Origin of the sequence: Microcystis wesenbergii NRERC-220 (assembly GCF_032027425.1) — a bacterium.
GTDB classification, from domain to species: domain Bacteria; phylum Cyanobacteriota; class Cyanobacteriia; order Cyanobacteriales; family Microcystaceae; genus Microcystis; species Microcystis wesenbergii_A.
This window is the reverse complement of sequence record NZ_JAVSJA010000001.1, coordinates 3103335-3124853: the sequence shown is the minus strand read 5'-3', so window position 1 is coordinate 3124853 and position 21519 is coordinate 3103335. Positions and strand designations below refer to the sequence as shown.

21 protein-coding genes, 1 tRNA gene and 2 pseudogenes are annotated in these 21519 nt (G+C 42.6%); 17 read left to right on the top strand and 7 right to left on the bottom strand.

The window, feature by feature from the left end; all coding sequences use genetic code 11:
• Positions 1-52 precede the first annotated feature (52 nt).
• The 11 genes and pseudogenes from RAM70_RS15445 to rplA all read left to right on the top strand — a co-directional run bounded on the left by RAM70_RS15445 (position 53) and on the right by rplA (position 7556).
• Positions 53-898, top strand: a complete 846-nt coding sequence (locus RAM70_RS15445) for a TPM domain-containing protein (protein ID WP_312674501.1) — start codon at positions 53-55, stop codon at positions 896-898.
• Between the two features lie 54 nt (positions 899-952).
• Positions 953-1699, top strand: coding sequence for a LemA family protein (locus RAM70_RS15440; protein ID WP_045357317.1), 747 nt, complete (start codon positions 953-955; stop codon positions 1697-1699).
• A 2-nt stretch (positions 1700-1701) separates the two neighbouring features.
• Positions 1702-1863 (top strand): annotated as a pseudogene (locus RAM70_RS15435) (UDP-glucose--tetrahydrobiopterin glucosyltransferase); the annotation flags it as partial.
• Between the two features lie 188 nt (positions 1864-2051).
• Positions 2052-2711, top strand: a pseudogene (locus tag RAM70_RS15430) (type II restriction-modification system restriction endonuclease).
• A 2-nt stretch (positions 2712-2713) separates the two neighbouring features.
• On the top strand, positions 2714-4159 hold the full coding sequence (locus RAM70_RS15425) for an SAM-dependent methyltransferase (RefSeq protein ID WP_312674497.1): 1446 nt from the start codon (positions 2714-2716) through the stop codon (positions 4157-4159).
• 686 nt (positions 4160-4845) lie between these two features.
• Positions 4846-5208, top strand: coding sequence for a 50S ribosomal protein L19 (gene rplS, locus RAM70_RS15420; RefSeq protein ID WP_002738040.1), 363 nt, complete (start codon positions 4846-4848; stop codon positions 5206-5208).
• A gap of 102 nt (positions 5209-5310) precedes the next feature.
• A tRNA-Trp gene (locus RAM70_RS15415) sits at positions 5311-5383 on the top strand.
• Positions 5384-5507: 124 nt separating this feature from the next.
• Positions 5508-5744 carry a preprotein translocase subunit SecE gene (secE, locus tag RAM70_RS15410; protein ID WP_002765998.1) on the top strand — a complete coding sequence of 79 codons (237 nt, stop codon included), beginning with the start codon at positions 5508-5510 and terminating at the stop codon, positions 5742-5744.
• The gene (gene nusG / locus RAM70_RS15405) at positions 5741-6358 is read left to right on the top strand and encodes a transcription termination/antitermination protein NusG (protein ID WP_045357289.1); all 618 of its coding nucleotides are present in this window, start codon (positions 5741-5743) and stop codon (positions 6356-6358) included. Before secE ends, nusG begins: the two co-directional genes overlap by 4 nt.
• Positions 6359-6361: 3 nt before the next feature.
• On the top strand, positions 6362-6787 hold the full coding sequence (gene rplK / locus RAM70_RS15400) for a 50S ribosomal protein L11 (RefSeq protein ID WP_045357286.1): 426 nt from the start codon (positions 6362-6364) through the stop codon (positions 6785-6787).
• A gap of 55 nt (positions 6788-6842) precedes the next feature.
• Positions 6843-7556 (top strand): 50S ribosomal protein L1, encoded by a 714-nt coding sequence (rplA, locus tag RAM70_RS15395; protein ID WP_002796882.1) that lies wholly within the window; start codon positions 6843-6845, stop codon positions 7554-7556.
• Positions 7557-7766: 210 nt separating this feature from the next.
• On the opposite strand, the gene RAM70_RS15390 is transcribed toward rplA, so the two are convergent.
• Together RAM70_RS15390 and RAM70_RS15385 are read right to left on the bottom strand one after the other, a co-directional pair.
• Positions 7767-8090: a hypothetical protein gene (locus RAM70_RS15390; RefSeq protein ID WP_045357282.1), complete on the bottom strand. Its 324-nt coding sequence runs from the start codon at positions 8088-8090 to the stop codon at positions 7767-7769.
• Positions 8056-8343, bottom strand: coding sequence for a BrnT family toxin (locus RAM70_RS15385; protein WP_080754235.1), 288 nt, complete (start codon positions 8341-8343; stop codon positions 8056-8058). Before RAM70_RS15385 ends, RAM70_RS15390 begins: the two co-directional genes overlap by 35 nt.
• A gap of 584 nt (positions 8344-8927) precedes the next feature.
• On the opposite strand from RAM70_RS15385, the gene RAM70_RS15380 reads away from it, so the two are divergent.
• Positions 8928-9851: a bifunctional riboflavin kinase/FAD synthetase gene (locus RAM70_RS15380; RefSeq protein WP_190380118.1), complete on the top strand. Its 924-nt coding sequence runs from the start codon at positions 8928-8930 to the stop codon at positions 9849-9851.
• Here RAM70_RS15380 and RAM70_RS15375 read toward each other — a convergent pair.
• A complete protein-coding gene (locus RAM70_RS15375; RefSeq protein ID WP_190380108.1) occupies positions 9848-10120 on the bottom strand; it encodes a hypothetical protein in 273 nt (90 codons plus the stop codon). The genes RAM70_RS15380 and RAM70_RS15375 overlap by 4 nt on opposite strands.
• A 6-nt stretch (positions 10121-10126) precedes the next feature.
• Positions 10127-10645, bottom strand: a complete 519-nt coding sequence (locus RAM70_RS15370; protein WP_190380109.1) for a hypothetical protein — start codon at positions 10643-10645, stop codon at positions 10127-10129.
• 255 nt (positions 10646-10900) lie between these two features.
• Here RAM70_RS15370 and RAM70_RS15365 point away from each other — a divergent pair, with 255 nt between their 5' ends.
• Positions 10901-11824: an AAA family ATPase gene (locus tag RAM70_RS15365; protein ID WP_045357278.1), complete on the top strand. Its 924-nt coding sequence runs from the start codon at positions 10901-10903 to the stop codon at positions 11822-11824.
• Positions 11825-11959: 135 nt separating this feature from the next.
• Here RAM70_RS15365 and RAM70_RS15360 read toward each other — a convergent pair whose 3' ends face one another.
• Both RAM70_RS15360 and RAM70_RS15355 read right to left on the bottom strand, forming a co-directional pair.
• Complete coding sequence (locus tag RAM70_RS15360) at positions 11960-13351, bottom strand: IctB family putative bicarbonate transporter (RefSeq protein ID WP_045357275.1); 1392 nt, start codon at positions 13349-13351, stop codon at positions 11960-11962.
• Positions 13352-13495: 144 nt separating this feature from the next.
• Complete coding sequence (locus tag RAM70_RS15355) at positions 13496-15139, bottom strand: alpha-keto acid decarboxylase family protein (protein WP_312674488.1); 1644 nt, start codon at positions 15137-15139, stop codon at positions 13496-13498.
• Between the two features lie 254 nt (positions 15140-15393).
• Between RAM70_RS15355 and dndD the strand changes: the two genes are divergently transcribed.
• Both dndD and dndE read left to right on the top strand, forming a co-directional pair.
• Complete coding sequence (gene dndD, locus RAM70_RS15350; RefSeq protein ID WP_312674487.1) at positions 15394-17379, top strand: DNA sulfur modification protein DndD; 1986 nt, start codon at positions 15394-15396, stop codon at positions 17377-17379.
• Positions 17380-17478: 99 nt separating this feature from the next.
• A complete protein-coding gene (gene dndE, locus RAM70_RS15345) occupies positions 17479-17877 on the top strand; it encodes a DNA sulfur modification protein DndE (protein ID WP_004160206.1) in 399 nt (132 codons plus the stop codon).
• Between the two features lie 43 nt (positions 17878-17920).
• Here dndE and RAM70_RS15340 read toward each other — a convergent pair whose 3' ends face one another.
• Positions 17921-19435 carry a SagB/ThcOx family dehydrogenase gene (locus RAM70_RS15340; RefSeq protein ID WP_312674486.1) on the bottom strand — a complete coding sequence of 505 codons (1515 nt, stop codon included), beginning with the start codon at positions 19433-19435 and terminating at the stop codon, positions 17921-17923.
• Positions 19436-19560: 125 nt separating this feature from the next.
• Here RAM70_RS15340 and RAM70_RS15335 point away from each other — a divergent pair, with 125 nt between their 5' ends.
• Positions 19561-20844: a flotillin family protein gene (locus RAM70_RS15335; RefSeq protein WP_149975649.1), complete on the top strand. Its 1284-nt coding sequence runs from the start codon at positions 19561-19563 to the stop codon at positions 20842-20844.
• Between the two features lie 274 nt (positions 20845-21118).
• Complete coding sequence (locus tag RAM70_RS15330; RefSeq protein WP_045357249.1) at positions 21119-21496, top strand: phosphomannose isomerase type II C-terminal cupin domain; 378 nt, start codon at positions 21119-21121, stop codon at positions 21494-21496.
• Positions 21497-21519: the final 23 nt, after the last annotated feature.

Here is a 21519-nt window from a genome sequence, read left to right as displayed (position 1 = left end):
CACCACACAGCAACAGAAAGGCACAAATCTTCATTTACTCGAGGTTAAAGTCATGAAAGCTTTAGTAGTTAAACCTCATCCAGTTATTTGGCTCGGTTCGCTCTACGTAGCTTTTTTCCTAGTTCCTTGTCCTGGCCTAGCTCTGACGGTTCAAGAAGTACCCAATCCTCGACAGGTTTCCGGGGGATGGGTGACAGATAAAGCCGAGATTCTTCAACCGGAGACAGAAACCCAACTGAACCAGATGATCGCTCGGTTAGAAGCCAAAAACGGAGCGGAAATAGCAGTGGTAACTGTACCAGAAACTGCTCCCGCCGCCTCTCCTAAAGAGTTTACGACCAACCTTTTCAACTATTGGAAAATTGGCAAAAAAGGTCAAGATAACGGCGTGCTATTTTTGATTTCAGTCAAAGACCGCCGCGTAGAAATTGAGACAGGATATGGAGTAGAGGGGATTTTACCCGATGGGAAAGTTGGCAATATTATCGAGACACAGATAACGCCGCGCTTCCGGCAAAAAGATTTTGATGGCGGGACTTTGGCAGCGACCAGAGCCATAATTGTCTCCTTAGAACCATCCTTGAGTAAAGAGTTGACTCAAGATACCCCCCAGAATAATAGCCGAGGAGTACATTTCTGGATGTGGTTAGGTGTTGCTATTGGCGGCGGTTTGGTTATTTTTTACCTGATATATCGGATTAGCCTCTATCTAATTAGCAGCAGCAGTAGTTTTAGTGGTGGAGATAGCGGCGGCAGTAGTTTTAGTGGTGGAGATAGCGGCGGCAGTAGTTTTAGTGGTGGAGATAGCGGCGGCAGTAGTTTTAGTGGTGGAGATAGCGGCGGCGGTAGTTTTGGTGGTGGAGATAGCGGCGGCGGCGGTGCTGGCGGCAGTTGGTAATGGCCGTTTGTGATCAAACACCGTGAATCTCTGGGAAATTTTCTAAGATTAGCCATGAACGACAAAGAAATTCGCATTCCTGAAGAAATTGTGCCAGAGGTGCTAGAACTTGCCTCGCGATACTATGCTGATTACACCCAGAGCTTCGCCGAGTCGGAATTAGTGGCGGCGGCAAAAGAAGTGCGGATTCCAGCTGAATTTATCCAACAAGCGATTCGGGAAGTTCAGAGGCAACGCCAGCAAAAGTTAGAGCGACAGAAGAAGGCGACACAACAACGCCAGAGATTGCTATCTGTGGGGGTAGGTATAATAGGGGTGATTGCGCTTTCGGGAATGTGGACATATAATACCCTGGTGAGTTCTGCCTCAAGAGTAAATGCAGCCTGGGCGCAAGTGGAAAACCAACTCCAGCGGCGTGCCGATCTCATCCCCAATCTCGTCAGCGTCACACAAGCATCTGCTCAACAGGAAAAAGCCTTAGTCACCTTGCTGGTGCAATCCCGTCAGTCCTATTTGCAAGCACTAACCCCCGCACAAAAAGCCGCTGCTATTGCCAAAATCGATCAGGCGATCGCACGTTTCCACCAGTATGCCGCAACGAATCCGCAGTTACAGTCTAGCCAACTGTTTATCAACCTCCAGTACGAAATGGCAGGCACGGAGAACCGCCTAGCGGTGGAACGGATGCGATACAATCAGGCGGTACAAGCTTATAACCAGCAAGTCCAAGCATTTCCCACCTCGCTCCTCGCTAAAGCTTGGGGATTTCACCAGCAGTCCTTTTTCCAGGCCACGAAATGAAGGTTGAACCCGATAGTATCGAGGGATTAGTTACAGGAATTAAAAATTTAGACCGGATCGATCGATCTTTTTGTCGTGCAGTAGTCGAGCAAAAATATTCCCTAGAAGCTTTAGCAAATCGGGCTATTAATTGGTTTGAAGAAATTTTTACTCGCAAAAAATAAATAGGCTCTCTTGGTTTAGTCCGGTTAAATCTAGCCTAACATACACTTTTCTATCAGTTTATCCCAGAATGATTCGGGAGCAACCACAGAGGCACAAAGAACAGAAAGTCAAACAGATTCGATATTAATTTTGCTTAGTTACTTAGATAAATTTTTCTGCTAGAGTTGATTTAAACCCTGTATGATCTATGGCAAGATTGAACCAAGAATTGTTATGTGAGGATGCGGCTGTCTTCTCAGCTTTGGAATCTCAACATCAAGAATCTTCACTCTATGGTGTTACAGATGGTAAAGCGATCGGAACTTACTTAGAACAAAAGTTTAAACTATATCTAAAAGAAAAATACAATTTTCTTGACGGTAATTCAGCTAGTGGGATTGATTTTCCCGATTTGTTAGTAGATATCAAAGTAACAAGCATGAAACAACCTCAATCATCTTGTCCTTTTAAATCCGCAAGACAAAAAATTTTTGGCTTGGGATATTCCTTAATTATTTTTGTTTATGAAAAGTTAGATGATAGCCTAAATCGTACTGCCAGTTTAAGAATTATCAGGACAATTTTTGTCAGTGCCGAAAGAACAGCCGATTTCCAGATGACTCGTGGTATCCGCAATATCTTAAACAATCAGGGAAACAAAGATGATTTAATTGCTTTTATTTTAGATAAAAATTTACCTGTTGATGAAATGGAAGCGGCCAATATAGCTGATGAAATTCTTGTTCATCCCCCAGGACAAGGTTTTTTAACTATTTCTAATGCCTGACAATGGAGATTACAATATACTAGGGTAATCGATCTTGCCGGTCAAGAAGAAGGATTAATAGCCATTTATAGAGAGAATTAGTCATGCAAGCTTCTCAGGTTAAAATTGAATATGGAGACTTTCAAACTCCCCCGGAGTTAACCGAAAAGATTTGTCAAAAATTATGGCAAATTCATGTTAAACCCGATGTTATTATTGAGCCAACTTGTGGTATAGGTAACTTTTTAAAAGCAGCCGCACTTACCTTTAAACAAACTGAAAAAATCCTCGGCTTTGAAATTAATCCTAATTATATCACTCAGATTAATCAAGATCGGCAAATATCCCAAGATCAAAGAATACAAGTTGAACAGAAGAATTTTTTTGATTGTGACTGGTATTCTCTGACTCAACCATGGACAGAAAATATTTTATTTTTGGGGAATCTGCCTTGGATAACCAACTCAAAACAGGGACTTATTAACGGAAAAAATTTACCTCACAAAAGCAACTTTCAAGGCTATCATGGTTTAGATGCTATGATGGGAACAAGTAATTTTGATATTTCAGAGTGGATGTTAATTAAGCTCATCGAATGTCTTGATCGACGTTCAGCTTATCTGGCAATTATCTGTAAAACAACCGTATCTAGAAAAATTTTAAACTATATCTATACTCACAAAATTCATCTCGTTTACTCGGCAATTTATCCGATCAATACTCAAAAATATTTTCAAGCAAATGTAGATGCTTGTCTTCTATTTTGTCAATTTGATTCTCATTCAGAAAATTACTTTTGTGATGTTTTCAATAGTTTTGAGGAAGGAGAATTTCAGCGCATTGGTTATCAAAATAATATCCTAGTCAGAGATTTAAATTCTTTTACTAGATTAAAATATTTGTACCATAAGCATCCTCAAGAAAAATGGCGTTCAGGAATTAAACATGATTGCTCAAAAGTCATGGAATTACAGTTAGTTAATGGAGTTTTTGTCAATGGTTTAAAGGAAGTCGTTGATATTGAAACCACCTATCTTTATCCTCTCCTGAAAGGTTCAGATGTGGCACAAAATCGCCTAGAGGTTATCAATAAATACATTTTGGTAACTCAGAAGTTTATCGGTGAATCTACAGAAAATATAAGGGATATAGCGCCAAAAACTTGGCAATATTTAGTTAATCATAAAAATTATTTTCTAGACAGAAAGAGCAAAATTTATCAAAATCAGCCAGACTTTTGCATATTTGGCGTGGGTTTTTACAGCTTCTCACCTTTTAAAATCGCCATTTCTGGACTTTATAAAAAACTGAATTTTAACCTGATATTACCCTATCAAAATCAACCCGTTATTTTCGATGATACCGTTTACTTTTTAAGCTTCGATGATTTAGATACCGCTCAAAAAACCTTACAGCTTCTCAATTCTTCTCTAGGTAGAGAATTTTATTACTCCTTGATATTTTGGGATGAAAAAATACCGATAAAAACTCGTATTTTAAATAGTTTAAATTTATCGGTTTTAGCTGAGAAGTTGTTATCCTATAAGTAGGCTTTAATTTTAGCTGCGTTAATCTCGCATCCTAAGGGATATTTTATGATCGGGTTTTCACGGCAGAATTCAGTTATCAGTGGCTCTTCTCGACTTTGTGTGATAATTGTTGCCTATGGAATCGTGAAATGCTTATCGGGCAAGACTTTTAGGGCTATTTTGCGGATATTCTATCAGTATAGACCTCGTTTCCACACAGAAACCAGAAGAGCCTATCAGTTACCAGATGTGAGTTTTCAGTTCACTGATTACTGTTCACTGAAAATACTCCCGACTCTCCAGTTCCCACTCCCCGCTCCGCACTTCCCACACCCCACTTCCCACTCCCCACTTTCCTATACCTTTTAAACAGGACTTAGTATGAATAGTGGTGGCTGGTGACTGGTGACTGGTGACTGAAAAGGCGGATATCTAGTAAGTACCTAAGCAAAATTAATTACACATCTAAGCCACTACTCCGTCAGACTTCTGGTGTGAGGAAACAGTGAACTGAAAACTCAAATCCGATCCCTAATAGCTGTCTCCCGTCTCCCGTCTCCCGTCTCCCGTCTCCCGTCTCCCGTCTCCCGTCTCCTGACGACCGTCTCCTGTCTCGACTAGGAAATTAATTTTGCACGACTACTTAGCTATCCCTTTTTACTCAAGAAATATGGTATGATGGGAAATTGTGAGTTTTACGAAAGCCGATGAAAACGGAAGAGATTATCAAATCAATCGAAGCCGAGTATCTCAAGAGCGATCTGCCCATTATCCATGTCGGTGACACGATCCGGGTAGGGGTGCGAATCGTCGAAGGAGATAAAGAGCGGATTCAGCCCTACGAGGGTATTGTCATCGCCAAACGCCATGGCGGTATCAACGAAACGATTACAGTACGCAAAGTCTTCCAGGGTGTGGGAGTAGAAAGAGTCTTCCTGCTGCACTCGCCCCGGGTTGCCAGTATCAAGATCATCCGTCGTGGTAAAGTACGTCGGGCGAAACTCTACTATCTGCGCGATCGGGTTGGCAAAGCCACCAGGGTACAAGAACGTTTCGATCGCCCTCTCTAAAAAATTTCCGGCGACAGCCTAACCAAGAAAGTTGCTCAATCGCCAACAACTACGCTATAATAAATAAAGGCCTTAAAAAAAGCCAAATAGTTTAGCGAATGGGCGCTCTTAGTTCAGTTGGTAGAACGCAGGTCTCCAAAACCTGATGTCGGGGGTTCAAGTCCTCCAGGGCGCGTTTGGTAATCACCAAGCCGATAACTGCAAAAGACATGATCTAAATGTCTGGGGGTTAGTGTGGGTTGTCCGGTGAAAATGATAAGTTAAGGATAGCTTGAGTATCATTTTAAGGAGTAGCGATCGTGGCCAAAAAAGAAACCCTAGAAAAAGACACGAGCGACAAGAAAGAGGGAAGCTCTTTTCAGGTCAAGGAATTCGTCAATGAAACCAAAGAAGAACTCGCCAAAGTCGTCTGGCCTTCCCGTCAGCAACTTTTGAGTGAATCAGCGGCCGTGATGTTAATGGTGACTTTGGTAGCCACTCTCATCTATCTGATTGATAAATTCTTTGCCTGGGGTGCGGGGAAGGTGTTCCCATGAGTCTAGAAGAAGAACAGTTTCCCGAAGAAGTCAATCTTAGCGACCTACCGAAAAAACCCCGTTGGTATGCCGTGCAGGTGGCTTCCGGTTGTGAGAAACGGGTCAAAGCTAATTTGGAACAGCGCATCCACACCCTCGATGTGGCCGATCGCATTCTGCAAGTCCAGATTCCCCAAGCGGCCACCGTCAAAGTCCGCAAGGATGGTTCACGGCAACACGGCGAGGAAAAAGTCTTCCCCGGTTATGTCCTGATCAAAATGATCATGGATGATGACGCTTGGCAGGTGGTAAAAAACACCCCCCACGTGATCAACTTTGTCGGGGCCGAACAAAAACGGCACTATGGACGCGGCCGCGGTCACGTCACCCCGCTACCCTTGAGTATGTCAGAAGTCGATCGCATCTTCAAACAAGCTCAGATTCAAGAACCCGTCGTCAAAATCAATATGGAAGTTGGCGATCAAATCTTGGTCCTATCCGGTCCATTTAAGGACTTTGAAGGGGAAGTGATCGAAGTTAGTCCCGAGCGCGGCAAACTCAAGGCCCTGCTCTCCATTTTTGGTCGGGATACCCCGGTCGAATTGGAATTTAATCAAGTCGAAAAACAAAACTAAATCATGGCTAAAAAAGTCGTCGCAATTATTAAACTAGCTTTACCTGCTGGTAAGGCTAACCCTGCTCCTCCGGTCGGTCCTGCTTTAGGTCAACACGGGGTAAATATTATGGCGTTCTGTAAAGATTACAACGCTAAAACCGCCGATCAGGCCGGGATGATCATCCCTGTGGAAATCTCCGTTTTTGAGGATCGTAGTTTTACCTTTATCCTCAAAACTCCCCCCGCTTCCGTTCTCATCCGTAAAGCGGCCGGTGTGGAAAGAGGTTCCAACGAACCTAACAAGAAATTTGTCGCCACCATTACCCGCGACCAATTACGCGAAATCGCCCGGACTAAAATGCCCGATCTTAACGCTAACGACATCGAAGCGGCCATGAATATTGTGGCGGGAACGGCCAGAAATATGGGTGTCAAGATCTCAGACTAAATCTTATTTCGGGGAGAAGTTAAGCTTCGTTATTACCCAAGGAGCAACAAATCAGATGGTAAAAAAAGTTTCACGACGTTTGCGAGATGCCCAGGCTAAGGTAGAAAATAAAGCCTACGAGCCATTAGAGGCACTGACATTATTAAAGGAATTAGCGACGGCGAAATTCGACGAAACCGCCGAAGCTCATATTCGTTTAGGTATCGATCCTAAATATACCGACCAACAACTGCGGACAACGGTAAGTTTACCCAAAGGAACCGGACGCACGGTGCGAGTAGCGGTCATTACTCGCGGGGAAAAGGTACAGGAAGCGAACAACGCCGGGGCCGATATCGTTGGTTCGGAAGAATTAATCGAAGAAATCGCCAAGGGGATGATGGATTTCGAGGTGTTAATCGCCACCCCCGATATGATGCCGAAAGTGGCTAAATTAGGTCGTCAACTCGGTCCACGGGGTTTAATGCCCTCACCGAAAGGGGGAACCGTAACCACCGATTTAACCGGGGCAATCGCTGAGTTTAAAGCGGGTAAATTGGAATTCCGGGCCGATCGCACCGGGATCGTTCACGTTCAATTTGGTAAAGCTTCTTTTAGTGCCGAGGATCTGTTAGTCAATTTGAAAGCTTTACAGGAAACGGTGGACAGAAACCGGCCTTCCGGGGCCAAGGGGCGTTACTGGCGCACGGTTTACGTTTCTTCCTCCATGGGGCCATCGATTCAGGTGGATATTAGCGCCCTGCGGGATCTGAAATTAGCGGAAGGTTAATGACAGTTATTTTTTCCTGAAAAAGCCTCCAAGGGATTGGGGGTGTTTTTTTGGGATTTTATCTCCTTATCTTTATTTTCAACTATTCTAATACTAAATCTGGTTATTAAAAACTGATTATTTATTCACCCTTTTGCAAGAGTGCCTTTTGCAAGAGTGCCTTTTGCCTGTCCTGATATGTAGCCTATACTCAAGGGATTTAGTATAAGATCATTGATTTTCATTTTTGGGTTCTTCTATAATCAATACAGCATGATATTGTCCTTCTTTTAAATTTGAGGGAACTTGTACGGTTAATTGACCTTCATTGTTAACGAATGCTTCAACTTCAATAGTTTTCATGTTAACACATCTCTCTTCATTTTCTGCTATAATCTTAATGGTAGAAGCATCTTTATCTGCTAAAGACCGAGCATACTTTCCTCTCACTGCATTTTTTAAATGAGACTCCGTTAAAACCTCAGAATAATCATCTAACATTTCATCATCGTTGATGGGATCATTGATTACTTTGTTCATAGATTTTTCTTTCATGTTTATTTACTCTCCTAGCACTAATGATTCTGATGTTTCCTTGTCTTTCAGTATGAACAACTAAAAGCAAGCGGTTTTGACTAGAATAACCAATTGTCAAAAAACGATCTTCTAAGATTGAATGAGTAGGATCATCTAAAGTCAAAGAATAGGTATCTTCAAAGACAGTTTTAGCCTCATTAAAAGAAATATCGTGTTTTCTCAGATTTATCTTAGCTTTATCTTCATCCCATTCAAAATTAGTCGTCACCATCTCAATTATACACAATAAATAAAATAAGTGGTATAAAAATCGCCCACCTTACTAAGTACCTAAGCAAAATTAATTACACATATCTAACCACCTCTTGCCTCTTGCCTTTTGCCTTTTGCCTTTCTTCACTAGGAAATTATTTTGCACGACTACTTAGGCGTTAAAAATTATCAGACACCCCCCTTATCAAGGGTAGGGTTGATTCATGAATCAACCCTACCTTATCAAGGAGAGCAGGGGGGATCGAACCTAAAATCAATTTTTAATTTAATTATAACCAGTTACTTATGCTTGCTCAGATTGGGAAACCACAAAAGCACGAAGAACAACCACAGACGACCAAGGGAAGAACGAACTGAACAATTAATGAATGCTTGTTTCCCTGATCTTTCTGGTGCAATTAATTGGGAATTCCGGCCCGATCGCACCTGGATCGTTCAGGTTCAATTTGCTAAAGCTTCCAAAGGACTCCAAGTAATTGGGGGCGTTTTTTTGGCTTGATCGCCCGATTGATATAGAATCAAAAGGCTACACTCAAGATTAATCGCTTGAACTATTCTCTTGTATCTGTTCCTAAAGCCAGCGTGTGGATTGTAGATTCCCCTAATGCCCGTATTTTAGCCCCTAGTGCGATCGCTCTTGGTAACTTTGATGGTTTGCACCTAGGTCATCAAACCGTCCTACAGCCAATTTTTCGGGATGACCCCGCTTATCCCACCGTTGTTAGTTTTACTCCCCACCCGCGGGAATTTTTTACGGGAGAAAAATGGCAATTATTAACTCCTCTAGGGGAAAAGGTAGAGGTTTTAGAGAATTTAGGCGTTAAACAATTAGTTTTACTGCCTTTCTCTGCTGAATTAGCTTCCCTAACTCCCTTGGCTTTTGTCGAACAGATTTTAGTAGAAAAATTACAGGCTAAATCGATTAGTGTTGGTCAAGATTTTCACTTCGGTTATCGTCGTCAAGGTACAGCCGAAGATTTATTACAGATCGCCTCTCAATTTAATATTAAAGTCGAGATTGTTGGTTTAAAAAACTGTGGGGCGGGTCGGATTAGTAGTTCCCTAATTCGTCAAGCTTTGGCGGCGGGAAACGTTGAGCAAGCTGGGCAAATGTTAGGTCGTCCCTACAGTTTAACCGGTCGCGTGGTCATCGGGCAACAGCTGGGCAGAACATTAGGTTTTCATACCGCTAATCTACAGGTTCCCCCCGATAAATTATTGCCGCGATTCGGGGTTTATTGCGGTTGGGTGCATCTCGATGCTTCTCGCTTACCGGCAGTTATGAATATCGGTTATCGTCCCACGATCGAGGGAAAAACTATCAGTGTGGAAATCCATTTATTGGATTGGTCGGGCAATGTATATGATCGTATTTTAACGATGGATTTAGTGCAATTCCTGCGACCAGAACAGAAATTTAATTCTCTCGATCGATTAAAAAATCAGATCGAGATAGACTGCGATCGCTCTCGGTTAATTCTAACTTCTGTCACCGACAACTCCTAATATTTTTGGTATTCTCTTTCCACTTTACCCACCGCTTTCAATAAAGGAGAATCAAGGGAATCGATCCAATCAGCTACTTCTCGCGCTAATCCTAGGGTAACAATGCCTTGAGACGGTGGTAATTGACCAGCTAACGCCTGACTTTTGATGGTTTTCAGGACAGAAATTAAACCCTCAATCCGAGTCGATATTTCTGTTTTCCGCATCTGTTCGGCCACGGTAATAGCTTGGTCAATCGATTGAACTAATTCCCTCATGTTCGTTTCCATAATACTCTAGCGACACCAAAGAGATGTAACCGTTATTGCTCGCCCCTCTCCCCATTCTATATTGGCATCTCGTGAGTCTTTAATAAAAGTTTGCTGACCACCACCATAATAACAATAAGGTGGATTCTGGGGGGCAACAATTCCTTGATAAACCGTTGTTCCCGCCGGCAAAGTCACCGATACTACTTTGGTCGCTTCATTGGGGGGATTCCACTTTTGATCGAGGGCTAAATTTCTGATCGCCTCCACATTGGTGGTATATTGATCCGTGGTCAGAAAACGACCTTTTTTGTAATTTTCGTCACTATAATAACGGAAGAAAGTCTGGGGTTTTTCTAGGGTAATTGCCTGACATTCACTATTGCGAAAAGTGATGGCAAGATCTGGAGGAAGGGGACAGGAAGGAGCCTGATCTTGAGCCAATATTTTCCGAGAATTGAAAGTCAAATTTTCGGGTAAACTATTGGTTAATGTACTGGCAGCGATTCCTAAAACAAGACTAAAAACGAGCGAACTGGCTTTCATTTTCGCTGATTAGGAGAAATTCTTCTCGATTTTATCAGACTGAACCGACTGAAAATCTTGATTTCGCCCACTGGCAACAATTCTTAACTAATTTTCTTCATGCTCCCAACCCTAACCCCGATTAGCTCCCTAGCAGAAAATTTCCCGCCATTGTCTGTCAACTTTCCTCGCTAGTTTGGGCAAATTAGGAAAAGAATCGTTAAGATTAAAAAAAACTTAACATTAATCTTCTTGACAGAATACCCCATTTGTGCTATGAGAGACGCTATTGATATTTTGATGGAAAATTTGAGCCAGAGCATCGTCGGCCAAACCGAATCGATTCGCCTTGTGCTGGTGGCTTTGCTCAGTGGTGGTCACGCTCTCCTGGAAGATGTCCCCGGAGTCGGCAAAACCCTGTTAGCCAAATCCTTAGCGCGTTCAATTAACGGTCGTTTCCAACGGGTACAATGCACCCCTGACCTCCTCCCCAGTGATATCACGGGAACCACGATCTGGAACCCCAACAGTCGCGAATTTGAATTTATCCCCGGCCCCGCTTTTGCTAACGTCCTGTTGGCCGATGAAATCAACCGGGCCACCCCGCGCACCCAATCGGCACTTCTAGAAGTCATGGAAGAAAAACAAGTTACCATTGATGGAGAAGCGCGGCCGGTCCCCCAACCCTTCTTTGTTATCGCCACCCAAAACCCGATCGAATATCAAGGTACTTTTCCGCTTCCAGAAGCGCAAATGGACCGTTTTGCCGTTTGCCTGAGTTTGGGTTATCCCAGCGCGGCAGAAGAATTAAAAATGTTACAAAGACAGCATTCTCAAGAGGCGGTTAAATCCCTAGAAGCTTGTATTTCCTTAGAACAGGTGGGAGAATTGCAAAGATTAGTCAGTCTGGTTCGGGTCGCTCCCACTTTACAGCAATATATCGTCGATTTAGTCCGCGCTACCCGTGACCACGAAGATATTAGTTTAGGAGTCAGTCCCCGGGGTTGTGTGGTTTTGCAAAAAGCAGTTCAAGCTTACGCTTTCCTCGAAGGTCGCGATTATGCTATCCCCGATGATGTTAAGTTTATTACTCCCTACGTCTTCTGCCATCGTCTGATTCCTAGTCACGGTCGTCAAGCTAAAGCTATCGTGGAAAGACTTCTGCAATCGGTGGCGATCGAGGATCGCATCTGTGCCTGAACTACTTTGAACCCCTAGAGGAGAGAATTGCCGCGCTCAAAACCCCTAGTGGGGGAATAACAACGACTGGCGTTGTCAGATCAGAATATGAAGAATGAATTGCGACACAACGAGAGCCTTACTCTTAAAGCGTTTTCAAGTCTGCTCTGATGCGCCATCATCTTCAAACTTGACAACGCCACAACGACTAGCAATTAAACCCAAAACTAACCACCAGAGGGTACTAACTTGGGGACGATACCAAACCGTATCAAAAAAACCGTGGGCAAGAATTCCAGCCATAGCGGCAATTGCCCCGATTAACCAAAAGCCTTGACTATCCATTTTATCGCGTAAAAGTTTAATTTGATGGATGCCTTGGCCGATAGTTGTGACTAATAACCAGAGGAAACAGGTAAAACCAATAATTCCCGTTTCTACCATGATTTCTAATACCACAGAATAGGCACTTAAAGCCGTGTATTTTGGCTTCATGAATAGGGGGTAAATTTTCTTAAAAGCATCATTACCCGGTCCGATGCCCAAAAGTGGATAGGTTTGAATCATGCGAATAACTGCATCCCAAACATTAATCCGAAAGTTATTACTACTATCTTCCCGTCCTGCAAAAATACTCATCACCCGAATTCGCAGCGGATCCACTAATAAAATCGCCCCTAAAATCACCACGGCTAAACCACCTAAAACTAAGGGTAAAAGCCATGTTTGCCAAAATAAAGGTAGATAGTTTTTGAACCAATAAAATAATAGCAATAAGAAGACAATTCCTAAGACCATCAAACCAATCCAACCGCCACGACTCTCGGTAAAAAATAAACAAGCGGCATTGGCTAAAGTTAATAAAGCCGCTAAAATTTTCGGGAGCCATCCCTGCCACACAAATAATGCCGCACCGCTAAAAGCAATACCAGGGAATAAATAACTAGCTAATAAATTAGGATTACCGAGATAACTATAAACCCTAGTATCTCCCGCTAATTCTGAAGTAGGATCATTCCAAGTTGCTAACTGTTCCGCACCAAAAATTTGCTGACGAATGCCGTAGATGCTGACTGCTAAGGCGGTTAAAACTAAAGTAGTCAGAATCCAATTTGTCAGGCGTGGCGAGCGCATAATTCGGGCGGTAAAAGCAAAAAAGATTAGATTGAGAGTTAATTTAATTAATCCTTCCAAAGCTGCGGTTTTAACGGGAGAAAAAGCCGTAGAAACCGTGGCAATTCCCCAATATAAAAGTACCAAAAGATGTATGGGTGTCACCCCGATTTTGCCTTCATCCACAAGGGTTAAGAGTAGCCAATAACCCGCTATTGCTAACAGCAAAAAACCGATTTGACTGGTGGAGAAAAACGGCGCAGTGGCGATAAGGAGAGAGATTAACAGCGCACCCATCAGTTCTGTCCACTCCACAAACCAGCTACCCTGTCGCCATTGACTAAAAAGGCCGACGAAACGATGCAGATAGCTATATTTTGACCAAGAAGCAGGCGAAAAGTTCAATAGGGTGATTTGTTTCCATAAAGCATTCATAGGGTTTTTAGTTGCGGTTGTCACCATCACACTTTGATTAAGATACCGATTGTATCTTAATTGTTGACTCTTGGGAGCCAAAAGAGTTTCAATCTGGTGTCTTAGGACAGCTTCATACGGTCAAAACCTAATAGCGTCACCAGTCTAAGCATGGGGTGAACGTAAAGCTTGACCTAAACGAGTTAAGCCTTGGGAACAGTCAAAACGATCGAGATGTACTTCAATAAATGATAGGCGATCGATGTTACCCTGGGCAATCGATAAAGCCTTTTCTAATTCCCCTTCTGTCCTGACTTGACAACTCCAACTTTCCCCGTTAAATACTGCTGGTAATTGGTGATATTTCCACGGTTGTAGATCATTATAAATATTATCCTGAATTACCCGCTCGATCGTGTAACCATCGTTATTAATTAAAAAGATAATTGGATTGAGATGGTGACGGATAATGGTCGAAAGTTCCTGGGCGGTCATTTGAAAAGCACCATCCCCCACAAAGACGATAGGACGAGTATTTGGTGCGGCACAAGCTACTCCTAAACAGGCGGGAATTGAATAACCAATAGAGAGATAAAATGCTTGACCGATAAAGTCGGTTTGTTGGGGCATTAATAAATCAATTGTGGCAATAATTGCGTCCCCCGTATCAGAAATAACAAAAGATTCTTGAGCGATAAAATGATTCATTCGCTCATAAAAACGAGCATTAGTTAATTTTTGCTCCGGCACGGCAATGAATTCTAAATTCTTCAATTCGGCCGCAGGTTTAATCTCTAGTGTAGCCGCTTCTTTGTGACTTAGCTTATTAATTAAACCATCGATAAAGTCTCCTAGGAATACCGGTTGATAAAAGTGATGTTTAATTTTTACCTTCTCGGAATTGGCATTAATCAAATTATTGGGATTTAAATTAGCCGTAAATCCGCCTAAATTCATATCGGACATGATCGCCCCTAAACAGAGGACACAATCGGCATTTTCCACCCGTTGCTTAACGTATTCGCGACTTAATGCTCCCACATAAGTGCCGATAAATTGCGGCTGCATTTCCGAAATTGACGACTTACCTAAAATAGTGGTGGCTAAGGGATAACCCGTTACTTCTAAAAGTTTCAGCAACTTATCCTGGAGTTTAAACCGATGGAATTCTACCCCTGCTAAAATAATTGGTTTTTCCGCTTTTTCTAATAAAAAAGCCGCTTCTTCAATGGCTTCTTCTAAAGCGGCGGCATCGGTGAGATTATCGGGTAAATAAATTGGCTTTTCCGAGGGGATACAGGGACGATAGACCATATCCCGGGGAATTTCGATATACACGGGACGTTTGTGATGCAAACAAGCTGCTAAAGTTTGATCGATTTGACTGGCTGCTTGGGCGGAATTAGTGAGAATAACCGAGGCAACCGTGACTTTTTCCATGATGGAAAATTGCAGATTATAATCGCCCGTGGTGTGGTGTAATAATAAATTATCCCGGCGAATCGAGCGATCGGAAGCCCCACTAATTACCACCAGGGGAACTCTTTCAGCGTAAGCACCGACCACAGCATTAACGAGGCTAAATCCCCCGACTCCGTAGGTGACACAGACAGCACCCATACCTTTGACTCGCGCGTAGGCATCGGCGGCATAACCTGCGTTAAGCTCATTACAGGTGCAAACTAATTCGATCGGACTTTCCACCAAAACATCCATCAAATCGAGGACATAATCCCCCGGCACCCCAAAAATATGATTAACCCCTAAACTATGGAGACACTGGCATAAATATTCGCCGATGGTGATCATAGCAATTTTCTCCCCTGTGTTGGCACTTTCACGCCGATCATAACGATTTTTTCAAAAAATAGGCTCATGCTCAGTAATAAACTGGAAAGTAAAAATCAGGAAACCTTGATTATATCTAGGCGCTGGTGATCAATGCTATAGTATAAAGTCTGGGGTTTTTTCTTGGGTGTAAAAAAATATCTGCGGCACTTTTTCAGGTATAATTTTTACAGGAGATTACCTAAAACTTTCGACTTAAATAAGGCTGACTATTAATGATTTTTACTGAATTAGTTTTGCAAAATTTCGGCCCCTACGCCGGTCGTCAAGTGATTAATTTACGTCCCGAAAAAGATAATAATCCCTGTCCGATTATCCTTTTGGGAGGCATGAATGGGGGCGGTAAAACTACTTTAATGGATGCGATTCGTTTGGCTTTGTACGGTGCGCGGGCCAAATGTTCTACTCGCAATAATTTAAGTTATGCTGAGTTTCTCAGTCAAGCAGTTAATAATCAAGCTTCCCTCATCGATCAGGCTAGAATTGAACTGGCTTTTGAACATCTAGTTAATGAACAATGGCGACAATATCGTATCGTTAGATACTGGACAAAACAGCCCAAAGATGGTAAGGATACCCTCGGTATTTTAGATGAGGATTGGCCCGATCCTGCCTTAGCTAATACTTGGGATGAATATATTGAAACTTTATTACCTTTGGGTATTTCTAACCTGTTTTTATTTGATGGGGAACAGGTAAAAGAATTGGCGGAACAGGATGTACCTCCTGACAGCGTTAAGGATTCGATGCAGACTTTATTAGGGTTAGAATTGGCGGAAAGATTAGCCGTTGATCTCGATATTTTAGCTGGTCGCAAGCGCCGGTTATTAGCAGCAGAAAATGAACTGGCAACTATTGAAGTGATCGAGAAAAAATTAGCCGAGTACCAAGAGGATTTAGAATTGGCTCGGCAAGAGATGGAAACTCAACAAAAAAATTTAGATTTGGTTAGAAATGATTTTGATGCAGTCTCGGATAAATTTCGCATTGATGGCGGAAAAATTGCCGCCGAAAGAAGTCAATTAGAGAGCAGAAAAAAGGATTTAGATAAAAAGTTAGATAAACAGAGAGAATATTTAGGTCAATTGGCGGGGGAATTTTTACCATTAAAGTTAATTTTTCCTCTCCTAGAATCGGCTAAAATTCAGGGAGAAAAAGAGCTAAAATTTCAATCGTCTCAAGTCGCTCAATCGGTTTTAGAATCCAGGGATAAAAAGTTAATGGCTTATTTAAAAAAACTGAATTTAACTTTAGAACAACTAGAGAATATTAGAGAATTTTTACAGCAAGAAAATCAGTTTTTAGCTGAGGATAGCGATTCTTTGATTGCTCCTTACTTAGATTTAGACGAGGAGGCGATCGAGTTATTAAACCGAGTCTTAACCCATCAATTACCGGCACAAATTAACCTCGCTCATCAAACGATGGAACAATTAAGAAATCTGGAAGCTGACTTAGATAATTTAGAGCGAGAATTAGCAGTAGCAGCCTCTCCCGAAGAATACGAAACCCTGAGTAATAACTTAAAAACCGCTCAGAAAAAGTATCTAAATGCTCAAGCAGAATACGAGCAAAGCCACAAAAATTATGAAGAAATCAAAAAGAAAATTGAGAAGACTAAAAAAGAATTATTTGCCTATAGTGAGAAAGCTTTAGAATCCCAAAGTAACGAACATATCGTCAATGCTATTGTCAAAGCACAGCAAACTTTAAAAGTATTTAAAGAACGCTTAACTTTAAAAAAATTAAATAGATTAGAGGGAGAAGTGGCGGAATGTTTTCGTTATTTATTGCATAAGTCCGATCTGGTGCAGAAAATAGCGATCGATGCTGATACTTTTGGTCTATCTCTCTTTGGTCCCGATGGACAAAATGTGCCTAAACACCGTCTTTCTGCCGGAGAAAAACAACTATTAGCGATCGCTTTTTTGTGGGGATTAGCGCGAGTCTCCGGACGAGATTTGCCCATCGCTATCGATACACCCCTCGGACGTTTAGATTCTTCCCATCGCCATAATTTAGTTGAACGTTATTTTCCCGCTGCTTCCTCTCAAGTCATCCTCCTTTCTACCGATACAGAAATTGGACAAAATGAGCTACTCTTATTAGAAGAACAGGAAGTAATCGCCCGAAAATACCTGCTAGAATACAATTCCCAACAACGTCAAACTACTATTCACCCCGATCGCTACTTTTGGTAAGATTATGACTGAGATAAATTCCCAAGAAATTCTCGCCCAACAGGATTGAGAATGACTAACTATTTTCTCATCACTCATATCGAGGTAAAATTATAAATTATGGAATCACCGATCGAACGTTTTCGACTATCTCAAACCGCCAAAGATAGCCTCATAAAATTAAAACGCTACACTAAAATTGACCAATGGAATATCCTCTGTCGTTGGGCTTTTTGTCGTTCCCTTGCCGAACCGAGTCTCCCCTCTCCCGTTCCCATTCCTGCCGATAGCAATGTAGAATTATCCTGGAAAGTATTCGGGGGAGAAATGGCCGATATTTTCCTAATTGCCCTTAAACAACGTTGTCATCAAGACGGATTGGGAACCGATAAAGAAACCCTAACTCAACAATTTCGCTTACATTTACATCGCGGTATCGGTTATCTTGCTGGGGATACCAAGCTAAAAAAAATCGATAATTTAATCGAATTAGAGAGAGAAAATCTCAGAGAATCTTAATCAAGGAGGTTTATCCTTAATCCTTTAATGGTTCAAACTCACCTTAAAAAACTTTCGGTCGGCCTAAAGTAGTGATATAGATAACTGCTTCATCGGAGGGAATTCCTAACACTTCATTAACTTGATCATCAAAAAAACCACCGATACCACTAACCCCTAACCCCAGATGAATAGCCGCTAAATTTAATCTCTGTCCCAAATGACCCGCATCTGCATGAAGATAACGATAGACTCGATCGCCATATTTAGCCACTGCTTTTGACAGATCCGCCGTATGAAAAACCACAGCGGCCGCATCTCGTCCCAAATCCTGACCTAAACAGAGATAATGTAACTCTTGCTGGAAATTTTTAAAGCGAATTTGCCGCAATTCTTGGGCTTTAGGAGCATAATAATAACAGCCTTCCTCTAATCCAGTTACTGCCGAAACAGCGATAAAAGTTTCCAATAAATCCAGAGCAAAATAATCGGGATTGGGATCGAGATTTTGTCCGACATAATCTTGGGGTTGATAGGTGAAATGCAGCAAAGCTCGCAATTCGTCTAAACTGAGACTAGCGCCACTATAAGCGCGGGTAGATCTGCGTTTAAGCATCGTACTTTCGAGATCGATTAAATCTTCCCCCCAATTGACGGGACGGGATGTCACGGAAACTTTTAGACAAAAAGGAAAATTATATTTATCTTCCCAATTAGAGGGGGTAACAGTTGCTTCTATCTTCTCATCTGTAGCTATGATAGTGGCTCGGTGTAGGGAGTTTAATAATTCTCCCTCGGGAATTTCGGGATAAAGAGTCGTGGTTGCCGAAGGGAGTGCCGTGGTACTATGGGGGAGATTTTGCCGGATATTGAGCAGATCTGCCAAAGGAATCACCGTCATGACACTTTCCTTCTCGGAATCGAGATAAAGCAATTCATTCATCTGGATATCGTTAAAACCACCGATTAAATGGGCCCGATAGTCATTAATCGAGGCTGATAGCTCAATATTGCCTAATAAATGCCCTGTATCGAGGAAAATACGCCGATAAGCTCGATCTTCGTAGCGCCAAGCAGACCGATAAAAAATGGCACTGGTAACTAAAGCGATATCGGTATTTTCTAAAACAGGATTCCAGAAACAAGCAGATTGTAGGTTCGTCCAGACATCACTTTCCCAGAATAAAAGCAGCGAGTGACTTTGACCTTGGTAACTGTAGAGACCGGCGGGTAAAAATTCCGTGCCACGGGAGATCAGATAGACCTCGGCGGGGTATAATCCACCGGCAGAGGGTGCGGAACGTAGGTACAAGGGACTGCCCATAGTGGCGATTTTGGCAGTTAAACCATAGCTACAGCCCAAAATTCGCGATATACGTCGCCAAAAGTCTCCTTTTTGGGGAACTGTTTGACGGGAGAGGTAGGGTTTGAGATCGAAAGTCTGACCGATTTTGTATTCTTTAAAGGGATAGGGTTGTTGACTCCAATCAAGACCTTTACTTTTTGAGGCGATCGTCTGGGGGTCGTATTTGGTCCGCTCGTGGTAGTATTGGGCGATCGAGATTGGCTGATCTGGCATGATAAAGATAGGCTGTCTAAGCTTTACTTTTTAGTGTAATATCGATGACCCCCAAAAAATCAACCGGCCAGAGAGTCGATCGGCTAAAAGTAAAGATAATCACCAATTTCACCTACATAAAATCTATGGAAATTATCGCTGTTTTACTGGGAGTTTTCGGTTTAGGGACAGGTGCGGGTTTATTAGTCATCCGTAACTATTACCATATCTGTCAACCGAGTGAAGTTTTAATTTTTGCCGGTAGTCGTCGTCCCACGGCCACGGGCAAAACCATCGGTTATCGTTTGGTAAAAGGGGGCAGCAGTATTCGTTTACCTATGCTAGAACAAGTGTATCGAATGGACTTGACCAACATGATCATCGATCTCAGGGTGGTTAATGCCTATTCTAAGGGCGGTGTGCCTTTGATCGTCACCGGGGTGGCGAATATTAAAATTGCCGGGGAGGAACCGATTATTCATAATGCGATCGAGCGTTTATTGGGCAAGAAACGCAAGGAAATCGAACAATTAGCTAAAGAAACCCTCGAGGGCAATTTGCGCGGTGTCTTGGCGAATTTAACCCCAGAACAAGCGAACTCCGATCAGATCGCTTTTGCTAAAAGTCTCCTGGAAGAAGCGGAACAGGATCTGGAAAAATTGGGTTTAGTTTTGGATAGTTTGCAGATCCAGAATATCTCCGATGAGGTGCGTTATCTCGATTCGATCGGACGGAAGCAAAAAGCCGAATTACAGAGAGATGCCCGGATAGCAGAAGCAAAAGCCCGAAAAACATCGATTATCAAGGCTTCCGAGAATCAACGTCTAACCGCTTTGCGTCGTATCCAAAAAGATTTAGAAATAGCCAAAGCTGACGCAGAAAAACGGGTGCGCGACACTCAAACTAAGCGCGGCGCCATGATTGCTGAGGTAGAATCGGTGGTTATGTCGGATTTAGCTAAAGTACAGGCAGAAGTGGCGGTACAAACTGCCCGAATTAAGCAGGTGAAACAGCAATTACAAGCAGATGTGATCGCCCCTGCGGCGGCGGAATGTCAACAAGCGATCGCAAAAGCCCGGGGGGAAGCGGCCAAAATTATCGAACAGGGGAAAGCGCAAGCGGAAGGAACCAAAAAACTGGCAGCTTCTTGGCAAGGGGCGGGAAATAACGCTAAAAACATCTTTTTATATCAAAAATTGGAGTTATTGCTTAAATTAATGGTCGCTAGTGTGCCAGAAGTGCAGGTGCAAACGGTGACGGTAGTGGACGGGGGTGATGGTAATCTTGTCCCGAAAATGACTGCCTTTGCCGAACAATTGCGTCAAGCTACCGGGGTGGATCTGGTACAAATGGCTAATCGCCTAGCACAAACCGAGCCATCTGTCAAGGGTAAAGACACAAATTTTGATTTTAAACAATTGCCCTCCTGAATCAGTTATCAGTTATCAGTTATCAGTAGGAGGATAGAGTATTGTACCATTTTTCTTTATTTGTGGCAGGCATCCTAATCCCCTCTACCCTTCTGGGAGAGGGGTTGGGGGTGAGGGTAATTAACTATCTCTGCCATTACTTTAGAAAAATCGTATTAAGTGAGCAGTATTAAATGGCAGTAAAAGTCCTGTCTGTTCACTGATTACTGTTCACTGATAACTGATTACTGATTATTGTCCACTAAAATATTAATCAAGTTTGGAGACCACCGCCATGGATGACTTAATTAATGCTCCCTCCCCTTCTCCCCAAGACATAGAAATGACGCGGACTCCCCCCTGGGGAACGGTGACGGTATTGGAGGAAGGTCCCCGGTATCGCATCAATCGCATTGTCATTAAACCCGGCCATCACATGAGTACCCAAATGCACTACCATCGCAGTGAACACTGGATTGTCGTCTCCGGTACAGCGCGGGTAATCTGTGATGAAAAAGAAACTCTCCTCAAACAAAAAGAATCTACATACGTTCCCATGAATACCCGTCATCGGTTGGAAAACCCCGGTTCTATTCCTCTGGTGATGATTGAGGTGCAAAATGGCGAATATTTAGGAGATGATGATATTCACCGTTTTGATGATGCAGAATAGGACAGTTTTCTTCCGTATATACT

Excerpts from the sequence above, each read along its gene's own strand:
- RAM70_RS15330 (WP_045357249.1), top strand. The coding sequence starts at position 21,119 with ATGGATGACTTAATTAATGCTCCCTCCCCTTCTCCCCAAGACATAGAA.
- dndD (WP_312674487.1), top strand. The coding sequence starts at position 15,394 with ATGATTTTTACTGAATTAGTTTTGCAAAATTTCGGCCCCTACGCCGGT.
- RAM70_RS15425 (WP_312674497.1), top strand. The coding sequence starts at position 2,714 with ATGCAAGCTTCTCAGGTTAAAATTGAATATGGAGACTTTCAAACTCCC.
- nusG (WP_045357289.1), top strand. The coding sequence starts at position 5,741 with ATGAGTCTAGAAGAAGAACAGTTTCCCGAAGAAGTCAATCTTAGCGAC.
- RAM70_RS15355 (WP_312674488.1), bottom strand. The coding sequence starts at position 15,139 with ATGATCACCATCGGCGAATATTTATGCCAGTGTCTCCATAGTTTAGGG.
- RAM70_RS15365 (WP_045357278.1), top strand. The coding sequence starts at position 10,901 with ATGAGAGACGCTATTGATATTTTGATGGAAAATTTGAGCCAGAGCATC.
- rplK (WP_045357286.1), top strand. The coding sequence starts at position 6,362 with ATGGCTAAAAAAGTCGTCGCAATTATTAAACTAGCTTTACCTGCTGGT.
- RAM70_RS15370 (WP_190380109.1), bottom strand. The coding sequence starts at position 10,645 with ATGAAAGCCAGTTCGCTCGTTTTTAGTCTTGTTTTAGGAATCGCTGCC.
- RAM70_RS15390 (WP_045357282.1), bottom strand. The coding sequence starts at position 8,090 with ATGAAAGAAAAATCTATGAACAAAGTAATCAATGATCCCATCAACGAT.
- RAM70_RS15335 (WP_149975649.1), top strand. The coding sequence starts at position 19,561 with ATGGAAATTATCGCTGTTTTACTGGGAGTTTTCGGTTTAGGGACAGGT.
- rplS (WP_002738040.1), top strand. The coding sequence starts at position 4,846 with ATGAAAACGGAAGAGATTATCAAATCAATCGAAGCCGAGTATCTCAAG.
- rplA (WP_002796882.1), top strand. The coding sequence starts at position 6,843 with ATGGTAAAAAAAGTTTCACGACGTTTGCGAGATGCCCAGGCTAAGGTA.
- RAM70_RS15445 (WP_312674501.1), top strand. The coding sequence starts at position 53 with ATGAAAGCTTTAGTAGTTAAACCTCATCCAGTTATTTGGCTCGGTTCG.
- RAM70_RS15375 (WP_190380108.1), bottom strand. The coding sequence starts at position 10,120 with ATGGAAACGAACATGAGGGAATTAGTTCAATCGATTGACCAAGCTATT.
- RAM70_RS15360 (WP_045357275.1), bottom strand. The coding sequence starts at position 13,351 with ATGAATGCTTTATGGAAACAAATCACCCTATTGAACTTTTCGCCTGCT.
- dndE (WP_004160206.1), top strand. The coding sequence starts at position 17,479 with ATGGAATCACCGATCGAACGTTTTCGACTATCTCAAACCGCCAAAGAT.
- RAM70_RS15385 (WP_080754235.1), bottom strand. The coding sequence starts at position 8,343 with ATGGTGACGACTAATTTTGAATGGGATGAAGATAAAGCTAAGATAAAT.
- RAM70_RS15440 (WP_045357317.1), top strand. The coding sequence starts at position 953 with ATGAACGACAAAGAAATTCGCATTCCTGAAGAAATTGTGCCAGAGGTG.
- RAM70_RS15340 (WP_312674486.1), bottom strand. The coding sequence starts at position 19,435 with ATGCCAGATCAGCCAATCTCGATCGCCCAATACTACCACGAGCGGACC.